The organism is Candidatus Thiosymbion oneisti (assembly GCF_004359955.1).
GTDB lineage: Bacteria > Pseudomonadota > Gammaproteobacteria > Chromatiales > Chromatiaceae > Thiosymbion > Thiosymbion oneisti.
In genome coordinates this window covers 35,972-55,920 of sequence record NZ_SMSC01000009.1, presented here as the reverse complement: position 1 = coordinate 55,920, position 19,949 = coordinate 35,972, and the positions used below count along the sequence as shown (strand labels likewise).

General features: G+C 58.6%; 18 protein-coding genes. 8 read left to right on the top strand and 10 right to left on the bottom strand.

The annotated features are described in order from the left end of the window. Positions 1-59 precede the first annotated feature (59 nt). The 7 genes from radA to E1958_RS06540 all read right to left on the bottom strand — a co-directional run bounded on the left by radA (position 60) and on the right by E1958_RS06540 (position 6,851). Complete coding sequence (gene radA, locus E1958_RS06570) at positions 60-1,436, bottom strand: DNA repair protein RadA (protein ID WP_133511179.1); 1,377 nt, start codon at positions 1,434-1,436, stop codon at positions 60-62. A gap of 528 nt (positions 1,437-1,964) precedes the next feature. Further along, positions 1,965-2,357, bottom strand: a complete 393-nt coding sequence (locus E1958_RS06565; protein WP_133511178.1) for a type II toxin-antitoxin system VapC family toxin — start codon at positions 2,355-2,357, stop codon at positions 1,965-1,967. Beyond that, a complete protein-coding gene (locus E1958_RS06560) occupies positions 2,348-2,572 on the bottom strand; it encodes a hypothetical protein (protein ID WP_133511177.1) in 225 nt (74 codons plus the stop codon). Before E1958_RS06560 ends, E1958_RS06565 begins: the two co-directional genes overlap by 10 nt. A gap of 39 nt (positions 2,573-2,611) precedes the next feature. Continuing rightward, positions 2,612-3,724, bottom strand: a complete 1,113-nt coding sequence (alr, locus tag E1958_RS06555; RefSeq protein WP_133511176.1) for an alanine racemase — start codon at positions 3,722-3,724, stop codon at positions 2,612-2,614. A 574-nt stretch (positions 3,725-4,298) separates the two neighbouring features. After that, positions 4,299-5,753 (bottom strand): ribonuclease G, encoded by a 1,455-nt coding sequence (rng, locus tag E1958_RS06550; RefSeq protein ID WP_133511175.1) that lies wholly within the window; start codon positions 5,751-5,753, stop codon positions 4,299-4,301. Between the two features lie 81 nt (positions 5,754-5,834). Then, a complete protein-coding gene (locus E1958_RS06545; RefSeq protein WP_133511174.1) occupies positions 5,835-6,419 on the bottom strand; it encodes a Maf family protein in 585 nt (194 codons plus the stop codon). 207 nt (positions 6,420-6,626) lie between these two features. Continuing rightward, entirely contained in the window at positions 6,627-6,851 is a 225-nt protein-coding gene (locus E1958_RS06540) for a hypothetical protein (protein WP_089724916.1), read from the bottom strand. A gap of 191 nt (positions 6,852-7,042) precedes the next feature. On the opposite strand from E1958_RS06540, the gene metH reads away from it, so the two are divergent. From metH to E1958_RS06525, 3 genes are all read left to right on the top strand, one after another. Then, entirely contained in the window at positions 7,043-10,729 is a 3,687-nt protein-coding gene (gene metH / locus E1958_RS06535; protein ID WP_133511173.1) for a methionine synthase, read from the top strand. A gap of 145 nt (positions 10,730-10,874) precedes the next feature. Then, positions 10,875-11,786, top strand: a complete 912-nt coding sequence (locus E1958_RS06530; protein ID WP_133511172.1) for a S1 family peptidase — start codon at positions 10,875-10,877, stop codon at positions 11,784-11,786. A gap of 154 nt (positions 11,787-11,940) precedes the next feature. Continuing rightward, positions 11,941-14,292 carry a S8/S53 family peptidase gene (locus tag E1958_RS06525; protein WP_165741820.1) on the top strand — a complete coding sequence of 784 codons (2,352 nt, stop codon included), beginning with the start codon at positions 11,941-11,943 and terminating at the stop codon, positions 14,290-14,292. A gap of 164 nt (positions 14,293-14,456) precedes the next feature. On the opposite strand, the gene E1958_RS06520 is transcribed toward E1958_RS06525, so the two are convergent. Then, positions 14,457-15,470, bottom strand: coding sequence for an IS4 family transposase (locus tag E1958_RS06520; RefSeq protein ID WP_133511170.1), 1,014 nt, complete (start codon positions 15,468-15,470; stop codon positions 14,457-14,459). A 191-nt stretch (positions 15,471-15,661) separates the two neighbouring features. Here E1958_RS06520 and E1958_RS21920 point away from each other — a divergent pair, with 191 nt between their 5' ends. The 3 genes from E1958_RS21920 to E1958_RS06505 all read left to right on the top strand — a co-directional run bounded on the left by E1958_RS21920 (position 15,662) and on the right by E1958_RS06505 (position 16,694). Continuing rightward, entirely contained in the window at positions 15,662-15,874 is a 213-nt protein-coding gene (locus E1958_RS21920) for a type II toxin-antitoxin system RelE/ParE family toxin (RefSeq protein ID WP_207787720.1), read from the top strand. 72 nt (positions 15,875-15,946) lie between these two features. Beyond that, positions 15,947-16,264 (top strand): HigA family addiction module antitoxin, encoded by a 318-nt coding sequence (locus E1958_RS06510; protein ID WP_133511169.1) that lies wholly within the window; start codon positions 15,947-15,949, stop codon positions 16,262-16,264. Between the two features lie 118 nt (positions 16,265-16,382). Continuing rightward, complete coding sequence (locus tag E1958_RS06505) at positions 16,383-16,694, top strand: HigA family addiction module antitoxin (protein ID WP_133511168.1); 312 nt, start codon at positions 16,383-16,385, stop codon at positions 16,692-16,694. A 793-nt stretch (positions 16,695-17,487) separates the two neighbouring features. On the opposite strand, the gene E1958_RS06500 is transcribed toward E1958_RS06505, so the two are convergent. Continuing rightward, positions 17,488-18,327: a LysM peptidoglycan-binding domain-containing protein gene (locus tag E1958_RS06500; protein WP_133511167.1), complete on the bottom strand. Its 840-nt coding sequence runs from the start codon at positions 18,325-18,327 to the stop codon at positions 17,488-17,490. After that, complete coding sequence (locus E1958_RS06495; RefSeq protein ID WP_133511166.1) at positions 18,324-18,581, bottom strand: hypothetical protein; 258 nt, start codon at positions 18,579-18,581, stop codon at positions 18,324-18,326. The genes E1958_RS06500 and E1958_RS06495 overlap by 4 nt, the downstream gene beginning before the upstream one ends. 426 nt (positions 18,582-19,007) lie before the next feature. Between E1958_RS06495 and E1958_RS06490 the strand changes: the two genes are divergently transcribed. Both E1958_RS06490 and E1958_RS21915 read left to right on the top strand, forming a co-directional pair. Beyond that, complete coding sequence (locus E1958_RS06490) at positions 19,008-19,325, top strand: CopG family antitoxin (protein WP_133511165.1); 318 nt, start codon at positions 19,008-19,010, stop codon at positions 19,323-19,325. A 134-nt stretch (positions 19,326-19,459) separates the two neighbouring features. Further along, positions 19,460-19,945 carry a dual OB domain-containing protein gene (locus tag E1958_RS21915; RefSeq protein ID WP_424945070.1) on the top strand — a complete coding sequence of 162 codons (486 nt, stop codon included), beginning with the start codon at positions 19,460-19,462 and terminating at the stop codon, positions 19,943-19,945. Positions 19,946-19,949: the final 4 nt, after the last annotated feature.

Below are 19,949 nucleotides of genomic sequence, written 5' to 3'. Positions count from 1 at the left end.
AAAAAAATGGTTCCATATGTTATCGATACTCGGATACTGCTGTACTTACGCCTGAAACATCAGCTCAACACCGCCTCGATGGCCTCGGACAGGCTTTTGACCCGCACGATGTCCAGTGCTTGGAGGCCCGACTTGGGGACATTGGCCACGGGGGCGATGACGCGGCGGATGCCGTGCTTGGCCGCTTCGCGCAACCGGTCGGGGCCGTTGGGGACGGGTCGGATCTCGCCGGAAAGGCCCACCTCGCCGAAGACCGCGAGCGCCATGTCTAGGGGCTGGTCACGGTAGCTGGAGAGTACCGCCAGCAGGACCGGCAGGTCGGCGGCGGTCTCGGTGATGCGCACGCCCCCGACCACGTTGACGAATACGTCCCGGTCGAACATGGCGACTCCGCCGTGGCGGTGCAGCACCGCCAGCAGCATGGCGAGCCGGTTCTGATCCAGGCCCAGGGTCACCCGCCGTGGGTTGGCGAGCGGGCTCGCGTCCACCAGGGCCTGCACCTCGACCATGAGGGGCCGGGTGCCCTCGCGGGTCACCATGATCAGGCTGCCCGACACCGATTCCGTGTGGCGCGACAGGAAGATGGCCGAAGGGTTGGACACCTCCCGCAGGCCACGGTCGGTCATGGCGAAGACGCCGAGCTCGTTGACGGCGCCGAAGCGGTTCTTGATGGACCGGATCAGGCGCAAGGGGCCCGCGCCTTCGCCTTCGAAATAGAGCACCGTGTCCACCATATGCTCCAGCACCCGGGGACCGGCCAGCGCGCCTTCCTTGGTCACGTGCCCGACCAGGAAGATGGCGGTGTCCGCCTGCTTGGCAAAGCGTACCAGCTGGGCCGCGGTCTCCCGTATCTGGGACACGGAGCCCGGCGCCGATTGCAGCAGCTCCGTGTGCAGGGTCTGGATGGAGTCGACGACCATGATCCGCGGTCGTTCCGCCGCGGCCCTGGCTAGCACACGCTCGACACAGGTCTCCGGCAGCAGGCGCACCCCCTCCCCCGTCAGCCCGAGTCGGCGCGCCCGCAGGCCTACCTGCTGGGGTGACTCCTCGCCCGAGACATAGAGCACCGGATGCCCCTGCCCCAGGGCAGCGCAGGCCTGGAGCAGCAGGGTGGATTTGCCGATCCCCGGATCGCCGCCGATGAGTACCACCGAACCCTGGACCAGCCCGCCCCCGAGTACCCGGTCGAGCTCGGCGATGCCGCTCCCCAAGCGGGCGCGTTCCTGGGGCTCCACGGCGGTGAGCAGGACCGCCTCGCTCCCGCCCTCGACGCCCCCGGCATAGCCGGCGCGGCCGGCCGCCGCCGGCAGGTCGGGGGCCTCTTCGACCAGATTCCAGGCCCCGCAGTCCGGGCATTGGCCGCTCCATTTGGGCAGCCTGACGCCGCAGGCGTTGCAGATGTAGGCGTTACGGGCTTTGGTGGTGCGTTTGGTCACCAGTACCTCATTCCTGAATATTTTGCATGTAGGGTCCGCTGCGCGGACCGCTGAGGTGTTGTGGCCATTCAACACGTGCAAACAGTCGGTTAGAGTTAAATGTCAACAGACCCTGGCAATTCTGAATGGCTCTTTATGGATTCCAGACTGCTTTGGAGTGCGCCGGCAAAGCGGCGAGGCCGCATCGAACCTCAACCACGGGGGATACCAGCGGCGTTGGCCGGGAATCCGGGCACTGAGGTTCCACCCGCGCCGCGGCGACGGCGCTTTCCCCTGGTCGCAACACCTTTGCTGGGGACAGATACCTTGCCAAATCCAAAGCGGCGGCAGGATGGTGCCACTTGACCGACCCCCGGCTTATGCCTCGCGCTGTCGGTTCCGGTAAGCATCGGGGTAAGGTTGCCGCCGCACTCCAAAACGTCCGGGGGAACCCTGCCATGATCGTTAGCTGTCCGGAATCCATAAAGAGCCTTCTGAATTATTCGGGGCTGTTTGGGAGACTGGACGTGTTGCGGGTGCGATCCTGAATTATTTGGCGTTGCCCGGAGGATTTGACTGACAGAGGGGGAGCTTGCGCAAATCGAGTTCGGGAATATCGGCAAATCCCCGGTCGTTACTGAATAACACTGCGCTCCGGCTGATTGCGGTGGCAGCGATAATGGCATCCGGCAGTTTCAGGCACCGTGCGAGGCGTAATCGAATCGCCCGTCGTTTCACATCGCCATCGATTCCGATGATGTCCAGGTCGTTGATAAAACGCCGGAGCCACGTCCGCTGATCTTCTGTCAATCCGGCAAAAGAAAGCAACTCCATCTCGGTAATTACGGAGATTGCGTATTCACCAATGGGTAGGTCCTCCAGCAGCAGACCTTTTTGCAGATAAATCACCGCGTTGGTATCCAGAAGCGCCTTTACTCCCATTCATTCCGAGCCTCTTGTTGGTATTCCAGGCCATCGACCGGCCAATCCACCTTGTCGCTATATTGCATGGGGTCGATTGCCTTGGCGGTGTTCCCGGATACATCCGCCAACAGAACCAAGAGCCGGGCTTGATGTCCGTATACCGTCCGGTATCTCTCCGGTACATGAACATTACCGTTGGTGTCAATGATGGTTTCAAATTCTATTGCTTGCATGTTCATCATCTTCTGTTTAGTGGTTCCAATGGAAAAGATTCACAGGCGTTTGCCCCCATGAGGCATCGGGTGCATCTCTCGATGTTCCATCCGCACCCGGGAGGTAACCCGGCACAGGAGCTCGTAGGAGATGGTGCCCGCCCACTGTGCGATCTCGTCCACCGGCAGGTCCGCGCCCCAGAGGGTGACGGGATCCCCCACTCTGGCAGTGGGCAGTCCCCGTAGATCGATGTTGATCATGTCCATGGATATGCGGCCTATCAGCGGCGCCCGTCGCCCGCCTACCAGCACCGGGGTTCCTATGGGTGCATGACGCGGATAGCCGTCGCCGTAGCCGATGGCCGCTACCCCCACCAGCATGTCCTGGGGGCACACATAGGTGCTTCCGTAGCCCACGGCATCCCCCCGGCGCAGGGCGCGCACGGCGATGAGCCGCGTTGCGAGCCGCATGACCGGCCGCAGCCTCAGCTCGGCGGCGGTCCGCCCGATCAGGGGCGAGGCCCCGTAGAGCATGATACCGGGGCGTACCCAGGGGGTCCGGGACGCGGGGCAGGCCAGGATACCGGCGGAGTTGCCGATGCTTAAGGGGTAGTGCGCGGCGGGATCCAGAGCGCGCAGCCGATCGCACTGCAATTGCGTCAGCCGGTCGTGCGGATCGTCGGCCTTGGCTAGGTGGGTCATGAGTCCCACCGGCCCCGCGACCTGCGGATCGGCACTCAGGCGCGCGAGGAGATTTGGCACCTGCTGCGGATCGAACCCCAGCCGATGCATGCCCGTATCCACTTTGATCCAGATGCGCAGGGGCCTGGTCGTTCGAGTCTGCTCCAGGAGCGCCACCTGCTCGGGCCGGTGCAGCGCCAGCTCGAACCCGTGCGCGCGGGCGGCGGCGAGCTCGTCGTCGAACAGGAACCCCTCCATGACCAGGATGGGTTTGGTGATCCCCGCCTCGCGCAGGCGTACCCCCTCCTCCACCCTGGCTACTGCCAGGCCATCTGCGGTTTCCAGGGTGGTCCCCATCTCCACCATCCCGTGCCCGTAACCATTGGCCTTGACCACCGCCCATATCCGGCTGTCCGGGGCCCGACGCCGGACGCAGGCCAGGTTATGCCGAAGGGCCGCATGATCGATGATCGCCCGCGGATGGATCTGCATCGCGCTTGACCCGTACTGGTCGTTCACAACCTAGTAGCCATCAATCTGATAATTTAGGTGCGCTCTGACCCGGTTTGGCTGCGATCGGATCACCCAGATATCCGGGTGCCAAATCCAGACGCTCCAGCGTCATGAAACCTGGTCCCGAGCGGGGCGAGGGATCTCGGCCGCTGGAGCGGCCACAACGGCATTCCCACGCTGGAGCGTGGGAACGAGCCACACCATATTCCACGCCAAATTCCGTACTACGTGGGATGAAGCGCTGGGAACGCCGGCATCCTGCCGGCCAGAATTTGCCGGCAAGAGGCGGTTCCGACCCGCCTTCTCCGCGGCGCGGAGCTTCCACATCCCCACGCGGCACGTGGGGACGAGAAGGATTTTCCCGGAACCGGTAAGGCGAGGCCACCATATTCCACGCCAAATTCCGTACTACGTGGGATGAAGCGCTGGGAACGCCGGCATCCTGCCGGCCAGGATTCGCCGGCAAGAGACGGTTCCGATCTGCCTTCTCCGCGGCGCGGAGCTTCCACATCCCCGCGCGGCGCGTGGGGACGAGAAGGAACCAGACAGCTTCTTAAATCAACACTACGTCATACTGCTCTTGGGTATAGAGTGCCTCGACCTGGAGCCGGACCGGCTTGCCGGTAAAGGCTTGCAACTCGGCCAGGTACCCGGATTCCTCGTCCAGCAGACGGTCGATCACTTCCTGGGAGGCCAGCACCAACAGGGTCTCCACCTCGAATTGACGGGTCTGGCGCAGGATCTCGCGGAAGATCTCGTAACAGGTGGTTTCGGCGGTCTTCAGGGTACCGCGGCCACCGCAACAGGTGCAGGGTTCGCACAGGATGTGCCCAAGGGACTCGCGCGTGCGCTTGCGGGTCATCTCCACCAGACCTAGTGCGGACACCTCGGTGATGTGGGTCTTGGCGTGGTCCTTGGCGAGGCATTTCTCGAGCGCGCGGAGCACCTGGCGCTTGTGCTCCTCGTCGCACATGTCGATGAAGTCGATGATGATAATACCGCCGAGGTTGCGCAGACGCAGCTGGCGGCAGATGGCCTGGGCCGCCTCTAGGTTGGTCTTGAAGATGGTCTCTTCCAGCGTCCGGTGACCGACAAAGGCGCCGGTGTTCACATCGACGGTGGTCATGGCCTCGGTCTGGTCCAGGATCAGGTAGCCGCCGGACTTGAGCTGCACCTTGCGCTGCAACGCCTTCTGGATCTCGTCCTCCACGCCATAGAGATCGAACAGAGGGCGCTCTCCCCGGTAGTGCTCGATGGGTACCGCGATATCCGGGATGTACTTGGCGGCGAAGGTACGCGCACGCTCCACCGTGGAGCGCGAGTCGATACGCACCCGTTCCACCTCCGGTCCCACCAGGTCGCGCAGGGCGCGCAGAACCAGCGGCAGGTCATCGTGGACCTGCCCGATGTCGGTGCAGGAGCGGTAGCGCTCTTCGATGCCCTGCCACAGCTTGACCAGGAAGTCCATGTCCCTGCTCAGTGCCTCTTCGGTGACCCCTTCGGCCGCCGTGCGGGCAATGAACCCTCCTTTCCGGGGTCCTGAAGCCACGCGGCCTTGCAGGATATCCCGCAGCCGCTTGCGCTCTTCTTCGTCCTCGATTCTTTGGGAAATGCCGGTCGTGCCCACGGTCGGCATAAAGACCAGGTAGCGGGACGGAATGGAGATGTTGGTGGTAAGCCGGGCGCCCTTGGTGCCCAGGGGGTCCTTGACCACCTGCACCATGATTTCGTCACCCTCGCTGACGACCTCATGGATGTGCTCGCTGCGCGGCGCTCCCTCCGCGTCGACGATATCCGAGGTGTGCAGGAAAGCGGCCCGTTCGAACCCGATATCCACGAAGGCGGCCTGCATACCAGGCAAGACGCGGCAGATACAGCCCTGGTAGATATTCCCCACCAGCCCGCAGTGGTCGGTACGCTCGATGATGACCTCTTGCACGGCGCCGTTTTCCACCACCGCGACCCGGGTCTCCGGAGGCATCACATTGACGAGAATTTCTTCGCTCAAGCTTCTGGTACCTTATGAATTTCGCTCGGGGCGGCGCACGGCCGCCAATGCCACCGGGACAGCAATTTCCTGTCAGGATTGCTAGGCCAGGCAGTCGATACCTACCTCGGTAAGCAAACGCGCGGTCTCGAACAGGGGCAGCCCCATCACGCCCGAATAGCTGCCCCGCAGATCCGCCACGAACAGGGCGCCCCGGCCCTGGATGGCATAGCCGCCGGCCTTGTCACCGGGTTCACCGGTCTCCCAGTAGGCGTCCGCCTCCCGTGCGCTCACCGCGCGGAAGCGGACCTCACTGACGCTGAGATCCTGCCGCTCGCGCCCGTCTAGCAGCGCGATTCCGCTCAGCACCCGATGCGTGCGTCCGGCGAGCAGCCGCAGCATGGCGGCGGCCTCCCGACGATCCCTCGGCTTGCCCAGGATGCGGTCCTCGACGACCACGGCCGTGTCGGCCGCCAGCACCGGTGGACAGCCTGGTGACCCAGCCTGGGCCCGACCGGCCCGGGCCTTGTCCAGGGCGAGGCGCAGCACGTAACTTTCGGGGTCCTCACCGGGCAGCCTGGCCTCGTCCAGGTCGCTATCAATGACCTCGAACCGAATGCCGATCTGCTCCAGGAGCAGCCGCCTTCGCGGGGACTTGGACGCCAGCAAGAGTGATGGGTTCGCCACGGGATCTCCTTTGGGTTGACTGTAGGGTCCGCTGCGCGGACCTTCTGAATGTCGACACACCCTAGCGGGACTTGGTCTCAGACCCACGAGTGCCTAACTCGAGCTTCGCGGCGAAACCCCAATCGGACAGGATTTACAGGATTGACAAGATTCTTGTCGCTGCCGAATTTCCTACGCCCGATAAAGATGCGGGTCCATCAAGGAATCCTAGTCCAACGGCGGCCCCAACACGAAGTCCACCTCCTCGAAGCCGTGCTCTTCGAGCAGATCCAACACCTCCTCCACCCACTGCTCCTCTTCGGTACCTCTGACCTCGGCAATAAGGCCGGTGACAGACCGGTAGGCCTCATGCGGCGACATGTCCTCGGGCACCGTCACCAAACGGATCTTACCTACGTCTTTGCTCGGCAGCACCATGCAAGGCTTCGCCATGTCCAACCTCCTCGACATTGTCGTCAATTTTCAAGCTACCCTTTTATCGTATTCGAAATCATAAACGGATTATTCCCTTTTGGGTCTGTGAAAATCTGCGTAATCTGCGTAATCTGCGGCTTGAATAAGCGCTGTCGTCCGTGGTTACGGCCACGTCCGATCCTCGCAATCGAAATCTTAAGGTCCCGTCCATGTCCGATCCCCGCTCGAGGCTCCAGACTCTGCTCCAGGAACGCATTCTGATTCTGGATGGCGCCATGGGCACCATGATCCAGCGTCACGGGCTCCGGGAGGTGGACTACCGCGGCGAACGCTTCGCGGATTGGCCGCGCGATCTGGCGGGCAATCTCGACCTGCTGTGCATCACCCAACCCCGGATCATCCGGGAGATCCACCGGCAGTATCTGGAGGCGGGCGCCGATATCATCGAGACCAACAGCTTCAGCGCGACCACTATCGCCATGGCCGATTACGGCATGGAGGGGCTGGTTGGCGAGCTCAATATGGCCGCGGCGCGGATCGCCCGTGCCGCGGCGGACGAGTTTTCGACCGAGAACAAGCCCAGATTCGTGGCCGGCGCGCTGGGCCCCACCAACCGCACTTGCTCCATCTCGCCGGATGTCAATGATCCGGGGCTGCGTAACCTGGGCTTCGATGAGCTGGTAGCAGCCTATAGGCAGGCCGTCCGCGGCCTGATGGCGGGGGGAGCGGATATCCTGCTGATCGAGACGGTGTTCGATACCCTGAACGCCAAGGCGGCGATCTTTGCCTGCGAATGTGTGTTTGAGGAGGACGGCCGCTCGCTCCCCCTGATGCTCTCCGGGACCATCACGGACTGCTCCGGCCGCACCCTGTCCGGGCAGACCACCGAGGCCTTCTACAATAGCCTGCGCCACGCCGGGCCCCTCTCCATCGGGCTGAACTGCGCCCTGGGCCCGGATCTGCTGCGTCCCTATGTGGAAGAGCTGTCCCGGGTGGCCGAGTGCCTGGTCAGCGTGTACCCGAACGCGGGCCTGCCCAATGAGTTCGGTGGGTATGATCTGGGTCCGGAGGACATGGCCGCACCGATCGCCGAATGGGCAGATGCCGGGTTCCTCAACATCGTGGGGGGCTGCTGCGGCACCACCCCGGAACACATCCAAGCCATCGCCGCGGCGGTTGCAGGCAAGCCGCCGCGCGTACCAACCCGGCCCGAACCCATCTGTCGGCTGGCCGGACTGGAGCCGCTCAATCTCGACCGTACCTTGAATTTCGTCAATGTGGGGGAACGGGCGAACGTCACCGGCTCGGCCAAATTCAAGCGCCTCATCCTCGCCGACCAGTACGACGAGGCCCTGGAGATCTGCCGCGCCCAGGTTGCCAACGGCGCCCAGCTGGTGGACGTGAACATGGACGAGGGCCTGCTGGACGGGGTGGCGGCGATGGGGCGTTTCCTCAATCTGATGGCCTCGGAGCCGGAGATCGCCCGGGTCCCCTGCATGATCGACTCCTCCAAGTGGGAGGTCATCGAGGCCGGGCTCAAGTGCGTCCAAGGCAAGCCCATCGTCAACTCCATCTCCCTCAAGGAGGGGGAGGAAGGGTTCATGGAATTGGCCCGGCGGTGCCGGCGCTACGGCGCCGCCCTGATCGTCATGGCCTTCGATGAGCAGGGCCAGGCAGACAACCTGGAGCGCCGGACCGAGATCTGCGCCCGCGCCTATCGGATCCTCACCGAAGGGGTGGGCTTTCCCCCCGAGGACATCATCTTCGATCCCAATATCCTCACCATCGCCACCGGCATCGAGGACCACAACCACTATGGGGTGGATTTCATCGCGGCGGTGCGTTGGATCAAGGCCAATCTGCCCCACGCCCTGACCTCCGGGGGCCTGTCCAACGTCTCCTTCTCCTTCCGCGGCAACAACCCGGTACGTGAGGCCATCCACGCCGTGTTCCTGTACCACGCCGTGGCGGCGGGGCTGGACATGGGCATCGTCAACGCCGGCCAGCTCGCGGTCTTCGACGACATCCCCGGCGAGCTGCGGGACGCCGTGGAGGACGTCGTCCTCGACCGCCGACCGGATGCCACCGAGCGGCTGGTGGCGCTGGCGCCCAAATACCAGGGCGATGGCGGCGGCACGCGACCGAAGGAAGATCGCCGGTGGCGCGATCAGCCGGTGGAGAAACGCCTGGAACACGCCCTGGTGCAGGGCATCACCGAGTACATCGACCAGGACACGGAGGAGGCCAGGGCCAAGGCCGAGCGCCCGCTGCAGGTCATCGAGGGCCCCCTGATGGACGGCATGAACCGAGTTGGCGACCTGTTCGGCGCCGGCAAGCTGTTCCTGCCCCAGGTGGTCAAGTCCGCCCGGGTCATGAAAAAGGCTGTGGCCTACCTGGAACCCTATCTGGAGACGGAGAAGGCCCAATGCGCGGCCCGGAGTCAAGGCAAGCTATTGCTCGCCACCGTCAAGGGGGACGTGCACGACATCGGCAAGAACATCGTGGGCCTGGTGCTCCAGTGCAACAACTACGAGGTCATCGATCTGGGCGTCATGGTCCCGGCGGACGCTATCCTGGCGGCGGCACGCGAGCACCAGGTCGACATCCTCGGCCTGTCCGGCCTCATCACGCCATCCCTGGACGAGATGGTCCATGTCGCCCAGGAGCTGCAACGCCTGGGTCTCAAAATACCCTTGCTGATCGGCGGTGCCACCACCTCCAAGGCCCATACCGCGGTCAAGATCGCACCCCGCTACGAGCACCCGGTGGTCTATGTGCCCGACGCCTCCCGGGCCGTGGGTGTGGTGTCACGCCTGCTCTCTCCGGACACGCGCGCGGACTATGACCAAGCCGTCCGTGCCGAATATGCCCAGCTACGCAGCCGCCGCGCCGCCCGGGACGAGGCCCGCGACCTGCTCCCGCTCGACCAGGCCCGGGCCAATCCGGTGCGGATCGACTGGAACAGCTACGCGCCGCCGGTGCCGGACGAGCCGGGGCTCCAGGTCTTCGAGGATATTCCGATCCGGGATCTCGTCCGCTACATCGATTGGACCTTTTTCTTCCACGCCTGGCAGCTCAAGGGGCGTTACCCGCAGCTCCTGGACGACCCGGAGAAGGGCAAAGAGGCGCGCCGGCTCTACGACGACGCCCAGGCCATGCTCGAGCACATCATCGCGCACAAGCAGCTGCGGGCCGCGGCCGTCATCGGGCTGTTCCCCGCCAATGCGGTGGGTGACGATGTGCTGGTCTTCAGCGACGAGGAACGGGCCAATCCCCAGGCCGTCTTCCGCTTTCTGCGCAAACAGGGCCGCCAACCGGAGGGCAAGTACAACCACTGCCTCGCCGATTACATCGCCCCCCTGGATACCGGATTCGCCGACTACATCGGCGCCTTCGCCTGCACCGCGGGGCTGGGAATCGATGCCTCGGTCGCGGCCTACGAGGCGGATCACGACGACTACTCGGCCCTGATGCTCAAGGCCCTAGCGGACCGCCTGGCGGAGGCCCTGGCCGAGCTGCTGCACGAGCGGATACGCCGGCGCGCCTGGAGCTACGCGCAAGACGAGAACCTAAGCAACCAGGACCTGATCGCGGAACGCTATCAGGGCATCCGTCCCGCCCTGGGCTATCCGGCCTGTCCCGATCACACCGAGAAGGACACCCTGTGGCGCCTGCTCGAGGTAGAGCCGCGCACCGGCATCTGGCTGACCGAGTCCAAGGCCATGGTCCCCACCGCCGCTGTGAGCGGGCTCTACTTCTCCCACCCGGATGCCCGCTACTTTGCCGTCGGCAAGCTGGGGAAGGACCAGATCCGAGACTATGCCGAACGCAAGGGCCAATCCTTAAGCGAGATCGAACGCTGGCTAGGGCCCAATTTGGCCTATGAGCCGGATTGATAAAAAAACCTTTTTGATCCGCAGGTTATGCGGATTTTCACAGATTGTTTCGTTTTAAATCTGTGAAAATCTGTGCAATCTGCGGATATGTAGGGGTAAACTCGTAGGTGCTCTTTTTAACCATGTAACTTTATGGAGCAAACCCATGACCACACGTATTACTTTATCGCTGGCAACCTTTGTTGTGGCCCTCCTAGCGAGTACCGCAGTCGTATCCGAGACTGGCCCGCAGCTGGGAACAACCCAGACCCCCGGTTTCCAAGAACTCTTGGAGGCACCCGAGCTGACCTTTGCCCCCTTGCCCAGTGAGCCTGAAGACGTCGGTACCGAGCTTATTAATGGAACGGTCGTCGGTTCGCGCTACTTTCCCACTGTGTTTAGAATGACGACCGGCGGCACCTGCACTGGGACCTTGGTCGGAGAGGCAACGTTGCTGGTTGCCGCCCACTGTGTGGAAAATGGTGCACGAATTCGATTCGTACTGAAGAGTAAGCGCATTCGCGGGATATGCAAGCATGCACCAGGTTATTCGGAAGAAAATCCTTCGGAAGACTGGGCGCTATGCCTATTGGAGTACCCAGTAACCGGAATCAAGTACGAGCGGGTCGATGTTTCGAGGACGCCGGAAATCGATACCAAAGTGAAGCTGATGGGATACGGCTGTACTGAACGTGACGGACCACTGGATGGCAAGCTACGGATCGGCAACTCTAAAGTAGTATCCAAGCCATCACGATCAGATCGTTGTGAGTATCGGTTTCCCAACGAGACGAGCACAATCTACACCAAAAGCGACGTCGCTAAGGGAGAGGCTGTGATATGTCCGGGTGATAGTGGAGGTCCTTTGTTTGTCTTCAGGGGTAACAGTGCCAATGACGCCCGCGATCTTGTCGGGGTCAACTCTCGAACGACCTTTGAGAAGTGTGGAGTGTCACTTTTTGCAGCCGTCGGGTCGGAAAAAGGCAAGGCGTTCTTCAAGCGCTGGGCCAAGCGCCACGGCCAAAAGATCTGTGGTGTCAATACTGATAAAAGCTATGCTAAAGACAACTGCCACTGACGGCTTATGAGGTATCCCTGAAGGGTGCCCCATTGGCTATTGATGACCGGGTGGCCGCAGGTGGTTACTCATCTGTGGCCACCCGGCAACGGTGAACGGATGGGGTTGCTGATACAACAACACAACCCTTCAATTTGACATGCGGATTCAAGTCATGAAGAGAAAGCGATCTTGGGGACCGAGGTTCCATTTGTTTTTGCTGGTAATAGTGTTTGCTTGGTCAGGTTGGGTGTCTGCTCAGGATCCTGACACGACTAATGGAATTGACACCGGAGGAACCCCTTACCTTCAGCTGAAGATTGACGGGGAGTTAAGTCCGGAGGCTAAGGAGGCATTGACAAAGCTGTTGGAGCCCGATGCCGTGTCCCAGTTGAAGAATTTGGTGAATGATTCCGGTTTACCTGAAAAGAAATTCTCTGAGCGTGCCCCCGCTGCGTACCGCGAAGCGACTAAAGTTGTTAAAAAGCCTGCCCGCATTGATATAACTTCCTTCATGGGGAATATAGAGAAGCTAAGTAGTGCGAGCAAACCTGCAATTGATACACCTGTAACAACTGATACTCCCAGTCTTCCGACTATCACCGTAGAGGGGTCGCTCCCATTGGACCCGGATGATCCTTTCTCTGGAGAAGGCACGAAAAATATCTTTGCGGTGTTACCCGAAAGAGCTTTTTCACCCGACTCACATGACCCCGAAGGCATAACCCTAGTACCGGTAGATGGGAAAGTGATTCAGCCGATTCCTGGTGCGGACGGAAAGATCGTAGGTGGTTTGGCTGGAAATTGGCAGCCAATACAAAAGCTCGATCTCATCGAGAACGATCTTCATACCAGCGGAATATCAGACCGCCAATTTCCGGTGAATCCTACTCTGAGCGCCGAGAAAGTCGATGAATTGGTGGAAATCGTCAGAACTGCTAGCCGCGGGGCGGCAACGGCCGAAGTGCTCGATGAGCCAGAAGAAGGTTTCTCCTTCATCCAACCAGAGGTGGTTTTTGAAGCATCAGGATCCGAATGTAGCCCCATGCCAAGTGATTGGCCGTATCGGGTTGATGATGTCGTCGAGGTTATGCAATTCAATCAAAGGATACATGCACGATTAGGTCTTGAGGTGTTCCCGCGTGCTCGAATAGTCATTCTAGATACTGGCCTGGGTGCTAAACTTGCGCAGTCTAAGCCGCTTAAGAATCTATTGTTTGTCGATACTGCAGAATTACTCACTTTGTCCACACGGCGAGTTAGCTACAGTGGTCAAGGAAAGTGTTATGATGGAAACTCGAATGGCTTCTACTCAGATGTATTCGGTACATCAGCAAGACTGTCGTCAAAGGAACAACGGGATCACTGTCAAAATCAAGACTATCATTTGTCCCACATTCATCCACTAGAAAAAAAGTTCGACTCGAAGAAGCAGGTCTATCAGCCGGAGCACGGGAGCTTTGTTGCCGGTTTAGCCGCCGGGGGACTAGATTTCATTGCCAAGTTTCCAGAACTTAATCGCTATCTTGGGTTAACGATCTTTCGAGTGACCCGCCCAAGTCCGAGCAAATCCTTGTCCGTAATCAATGACCCTTCCGATATCGCCGATGGACTCGAGTATGCAGGAATCGTCGGTGCGGATGTTGTGAACCTGAGCCTGAAAACGCGCGAGGAGCATCCATTCAAAGACCTCGGGACCAAAACGAATGCTCTACTTGTCACTTCTGCGGGCAACAATGCCGAGGATCTGGATAGACTAGGGGCATCTGAGAATCGACCCGCGGATCTCGAACGTCTCGAAGGTGAGGCTCGAATGATCGTGGTTGCGGCCGTGCAACCAAAAGGTAGTGATACCTTCCTTTGGCCTAAATCGGCACGATCAGCACAGAAGGTGCACATCGCGGCCCCGGGCGTCTTTATTACGTCGTTTAACACCGTAGGTGAACAAATTTGTATGAATGGTACCTCTGCGGCCGCGCCGCTGGTCTCCTTTACTGCTGCGATGGTAAAGGGGCTTATTACGGGTGCCTCCCGTGAGTTGATTCGCGCGCGTGTCCTCTCAAGCGCCAGCAATCACCCGGAGTTGGCGAACCACGTTCAGGAAGGCCGCGTATTGGATATACCGGCAGCGTTGGATGTGTTCGTGGATCGCTTATTAGTGGTGCAACCACCCGGCGGAAAACCATCTCTCTTACGAGGTTGGATCGAACCGGATCATAGCCAAACCTTAATTGAGATATGCGATCCAGACGACAGTGCACTGAAACCTTCCAGGGGAGAGATAGATCTGTCCCTGCTGTGGGAGTGGCGGCAAAGCGATAAGAATGAAATGGTCTTTTTCCATCATAAGAAAGAGTTGTTCATCTTTTCGCGCCAAACTTGTCGGGCTCCAACAGGTTCGTTTTCCTTCTATGACTTATCCCGCAACAAAACTATTAGCGTATCTTGGAGCAATGTCAGAAAGATGTTGCCTACCCCGTTCCGAGGTGTAAGAGAAGCTGTTCTAGCTGAAGGCGGAGCTGGGTAGATCAGAAGCTACTACTATGTGTTTTCAAATCGGTAGGTTCGGCACGCCGCTGTTCCTGGCGGCTTTGCCTAATCTACCTGACTAGGCATCCACAGGGGGGCTCCTACAAAATCTTGGAAAAGGGACCAGGCTCTGAAGTATCCCCACAAAATTCCCCTTCGGCGTCAGTCGGCCAGGAGGGCGTTATGATCCTCCGCGACCCATTGATCGGGTGGCCCGATCCTGCCGACTAACTCCCTGAGCACCTCACGGCAGTTCTCCAGCACGAGCAGCAGCCGTGCGAGGAACAGCCGGGAGTAGACGCGGCGTCTGCCGTTGCCAGGGTGTAGCCAGCGTTCGAGGCCGCCGCGTTGGGCGGCGGTGCCGAGCAGCCACAGCACAAAGGCGGCGAGTGAGGCGATCAGCACCAGCACCGTGAAGCGCCCAACCCCGCGTGAGCGGCTGCATTCCAACCCCTCACCGAACTGCTGGCTCTTCAAATCGCGAAAGCTTTCCTCGATTTGCATGCGCTGACGATACCAGCGGACCAACTGCTTTGCCGGCACGTCAGCGAGCCGGGTGTCGGCCACCACCAACCAGGGCTCTTTGGCGCTGCGGGCATTCCGGGCGCTGGCCTTGGAGCGGGCACGCTTGCCGAAAGCGTTGTTGCGACGCCGCCCCTTGTTCACCAGGCGCACTAACACCAAGCGCGCCCGCAGGGGATTGCGGCGTACCCACTCGCCCTCCCCGAGCGCCGTCGGGGTCGTGGTGGCGCGCTTGAAGAGCGTCTGGCAGCTCACCCAACCGTGATTCAAGCGCACGTAGTCGCGGCCACGCACTCGCCCCACCCAGCGCCAGCCGAGGCGTTCGACCCCCTGGTAGAAGGGGACCCGGAAGCCGGCATCGGCGATGATCATTGGCTTGACCTGTGAGGGCATCAGCTGGGCGAGGTGTTGCAGGAAGCGCTGCTGCACAACGCGGTTGCCGAGCTGCTTCTGCGGGTGGACCTCCTCGTACAGCGTCAAACTGCGCCCACCCACCGGCAGCGACGCACGCAGCAAATGCAACGATTGATCGGCCTTCAAATCTGACCAGTCAATCAGGACCAAGGGCTCGGCAAGGCACGCCAACGTTACCCGACACAGCACCGCGTAGATTGACCGGACTTCACCTTCCAGGGGCCACAATACCCTATGCATGTCCAGATCGACAGCGCGGTAGGCTGGGTTGAGGCACGAAACCCAGCTTACGTTAGCATGCGGCAAGCACCCGTCTGCGTGCAGGGGCGCACAGGCAGGCAGCGAACCGCATCCTTGGACAGCCTCTGACTTAATGGCATTACCTGTAACATGGTAGTTGACACTGTCTCACCAGTTGTCATACTGAATCAGTGATCGCCAGCTTTCGACACAAGGGCCTTGCCGAATTGTTTGAATGCGGCCGTAGCCGCCGGGTCAGGCAAGAGCTACACGCTCGCTGCCTGCGCCGCCTTGAGACTCTGGACCAAGCCGAATCGTTGTTGGAACTGAATTTGCCAGGCTTCGACTTTCACTCGTTGCGCGGAAAGCCGCAGCGTTACTCCCTGCATGTCAACGGGCCTTAGTGCATCACATTTGAATGGAAACAGGGTGAAGCATTTCGGGTAGACCTCGAGCAATATCATTGAGATAGGGACATGACAGAATACCATGTAAAAAGGCCGCTAAAGCGTGCACCGATTCACCCTGGAGAGGTTCTCCGTGAGGATGTGCTGCCTGAGCTAAAGCTGTCGGTGAGTGAAGCCGCACGTAGACTGGGCGTGTCGCGCCAGCAGCTTCATCGTATTTTGGGTTGTACTCATCCGATCACGGTGGAGATGGCGCTAAGGATTGGCAAACTCGCCGGTAACGGACCGGGATTGTGGCTGCGAATGCAACAGAGCCATGATCTCTGGCATACAGAACACGCGCTGAAGGAGGAGCTTAAGATGATTCACCCGGCCGTAACTGCATAACACGCCCCAAGGATAGGTGCAGGGATGCACAGGCAGCGAGCCGCATCGATTATGTTTTCGTTGGAAATCAGGTCAAGCGACCGACGTCGAAATAGTCGATTATCACTAGGTGATTAATATGAGTGACAAAAAATTACCCCCGATTCATCCCGGCGAAATTCTGCTGGAAGACTTCTTAAAGCCTATGGGTATAAGCCAACACCGGCTTGCCAAAGCAACCGGCGTATCGGCACACCGTATCAATGAAATCATCCGTGGTAAGCGTTCGATTACTGCCGATACAGCCCTTCGCCTTTCGAAGTTCTTCGGCATGTCAGATCGTTTTTGGATGAATTTGCAGACAGGTTATGATCTCGAGTTAGAAAAAGATCGATTAGGCTCCCGGTTCGATGATGAAGTCGAGTTTTATAAAGAAGCCCGGGTGTATTGACATTCAGATCCAAGTGGCTGACTTCAGGCTCAGGAAAATTCGGGTTGGATTGTAACTATTTGTTTTTTTAATGAATGAGGACCCTGAATAGTTATAGGCGGGTTTGATAATCACCCTCTGATAACTGCCCCCTCTTTGTCGTCGGCAAGCTGTGTAAGGACCAAATCCGAGACTATGACGAACACAAGGGGCTGTTTCTGATCGGGATCGAACGGTGGCTAGGCCCCAAGTCTGACCTATGAGCCCGAGCCCGCGTAGGTTGGGGTAAGGTCGCCCCGATAGGGGCGACAAATCCCAACAGCTTTGGCACAATAGGCAATTTGTTGGGGTTCGTTCCTCATCCCAACCTGCGTGCTGACACGACTCTCGGAGAATTCTTCAAATCGCACGCCGACGATATTTCTGCTTTTTATTGGGTATGTGGTAGGACAACTGTATTACTTTCGAGAAACACACCGACATCTATACAGGCAGTATTAGAGATTGGTCCAAGGGCGTTAGCTTCCAACTGCTGTTTTACCATATTTAAGGTCGACCAACGAGTCGAGTATACATCGACTAGATAGCGGATTTGGGGGGAGGTGGAGAATGCGACGGTGTTCGCGTCGATGTACCCAACTGGCGGACCATCAGGGGAAACCGGCTTAACAGGTACTAAGAGACTCATGGCAAAAAGCCCGTGTACGCGATACACTAAATAGTCGCTTTGGGTACTTCGCTGAATCAGGTAGTCATTTGGATGTGCGTAAACCGTACCTTTGGGCAGTTGAAACATAGTTGCACCTCGGCTTGATCAGGGGCAGTTGAAACAATAGCAACTTTGGATTTCGGAGATTATTTTAAGGAACCCTTTTAAATAGAAGAAACCGGCTTTGACATCACTCTTTGTGGATATATCCATCCCGCTCGAAATGCTAGCGCCATCGTAGAAATCGCTTGATGTCGGTCCTAAAAGGGATTTCATGTATATGTATACTTCCCGATTTTTCGGGCCATTCTCCGTTATCGGATCGCCTGTCTTCAGCCGCCAATCGGAAGGAGCCTTCGGGCCTTCGAGTGGTCGTTCGCCATTGGTAGAATAGACATTGGTTGGGTCGTTACCGTTACAATCACAGCGTCCCGAGACGGTGTGGAAATCAGGAGGGAAACTTTCAGTACTAAGGTGAACCTTACCTTTTTTATCTTTGAACTCGATTTTCCAATCCTTCAATTCCCAAAGCCAGTGCTTGACCTGGCAGGGAGAACATTTTTTGCTGCAATCGGTTAACTTTGTGCCAGCCGACAACCGTTTCTTCACCTCTTTGAGATCACTCATGTACGTGTAGGTGCGGTGGGCGAGTCCAGCGCAGTTGTAATGTTCGGAATCTTTACTCGTATCGACACTTGCGTACTTGGGGCAGGGAGGGCATGGCTTTTTCTTGCAAGTTACTATGCCCTTGATTGTTAGGCCTAATGGAAATTTACCCTCGGCCGGTATAGTAACTTTCTCTCCTGGGTAAATTGAATCAGGGCCGCGCCCGTGCTTCTTTGTAAACTGAGGGTTGACATTCAGAAGTTCCCCTAGCAAAAGTCCATGAGCCTTGGCTATATTCCAAAGACAATCGCCTTGCTTGACGGTGTAAACGTTGCTCATACTTTTTGTGCCCTCGTGGTTGCAAAATGTAACCCTCGTACGAGGTCTAGTTTATCTTCAGATGACAGGGAAAAGGATTCCATAATCGGATCAGCTCCTGGAGAATCAAAAGCAACATTAAAAAGTTCCCACTGTTCCATGGCTCTTGCGATAACCAATTCTTCATCGAAACCCCGCGAGATCAAATAATCCAACCGTCTATTGATGCGTTCCGACGCAGATTGCGAATAAAAATCTTTATCATCTGATGTCATGATACTGCTAGTTTGAGACAAGTGATCTGTCAAGCGACGAAGAAATCGTTGTCGATGCTTGACAGCTAGTGCGTGTATTTGTGAAGATCGGAATTTAAGCATTAGATATGATTCCGATAATTGGCAGTATCAAGGAACATCAACCTAGGTGTCAGTGTCGCAATTAAAGAATTAGATGTCAAGTCAGAAAAAAGAAACCATTCACCTCCCCTACAGAGAGTGTTGTAAAGGGCCATCCTCCCGGTTAGCGATGGCCCCCAGGGCGGCGGAGGGTAACCGCGGGACCGGGCGACTTAAGCGCGGCATCCGATGGGAATGGTCAGTTGTCTACGCAGCCACCGGCTGAACCGCTGAATTCGGCGCCACAGGGTAGAAACAGGCGCCCTTGCAGGCCTCAGGGCCAATGCCCGCCCCAGGTTGGAGGCCATGACGTGGAGTGCCCATCAGGGAAAGAAAGGAGAAGATATGCCAAGTAAAACGCCGGTTTCAAGTGCCAGCACCTACCAAGAGATAGGTGCATTCTGGGACGAACATGATGCTACGGAGTTTGGAGAACAAACAAGTACAAAATTTCAGGTACATATATCATCTCAACACCGTTACTATCTATTAGATCGGGACCTTTCCTCCGAGATCAGGCGAATCGCGGAACAACATGGGATCAGCGAAGGAACCTTGCTGAACGGATGGATTCGGGAAAAGATCGATCAAATCCACGTTGTCGATAAAAAGAGCATAGCCTGACAAAAGGCTCAAGCTGACCGCCAAAATCGCTGCTTCTTTTGGAGTGCGCCGGTTTAAGCGGTGCCCCTGGTCGGGTCTTGGGTGAGTGCGTTACCAACCTGCCTTTGTCGGGGATCGGCGGTGCCCTGTTCCCCATGTACCGCGTCGGCGCTTTGATTTTGGTCGGTCCGAATCCAAAGCGGCGGCGGGTTCGTGCCAACCGGTGGATAGGCGCCACTAGCCAGTCACGGGAAACTGCCCGAAGCGTAGAGGTGCATGACTGCCGCCGCACTCCAAAGGGCAGGACTAAACTGGTGGCGACGACAAAAAGAATCCTTTGTCTCGCCAACTCCCGCAAGCTGTCCGGGCGTTGTGTTGCAGGTGTGGAATTCACCGGCGGTCGGCCTGCGGGATGGATGCGGCCGGTGAGCACCCGTGAACATCAAGAGGTGTCGGAGTACGAACGGCAATATCCGGACGGGAGTGACCCCAGGCCGCTGGACATCATCGACATTCCACTGCTCGAACATCGTCTGCAGGATTACCAGCAAGAGAACTGGTTGCTCGATTTGGACTTCGGAAGAGCTGAGAGACCAGGCCTATGCGGTTCAAGAGGAACGTATCGCCTATATGGCTCATGAAGCG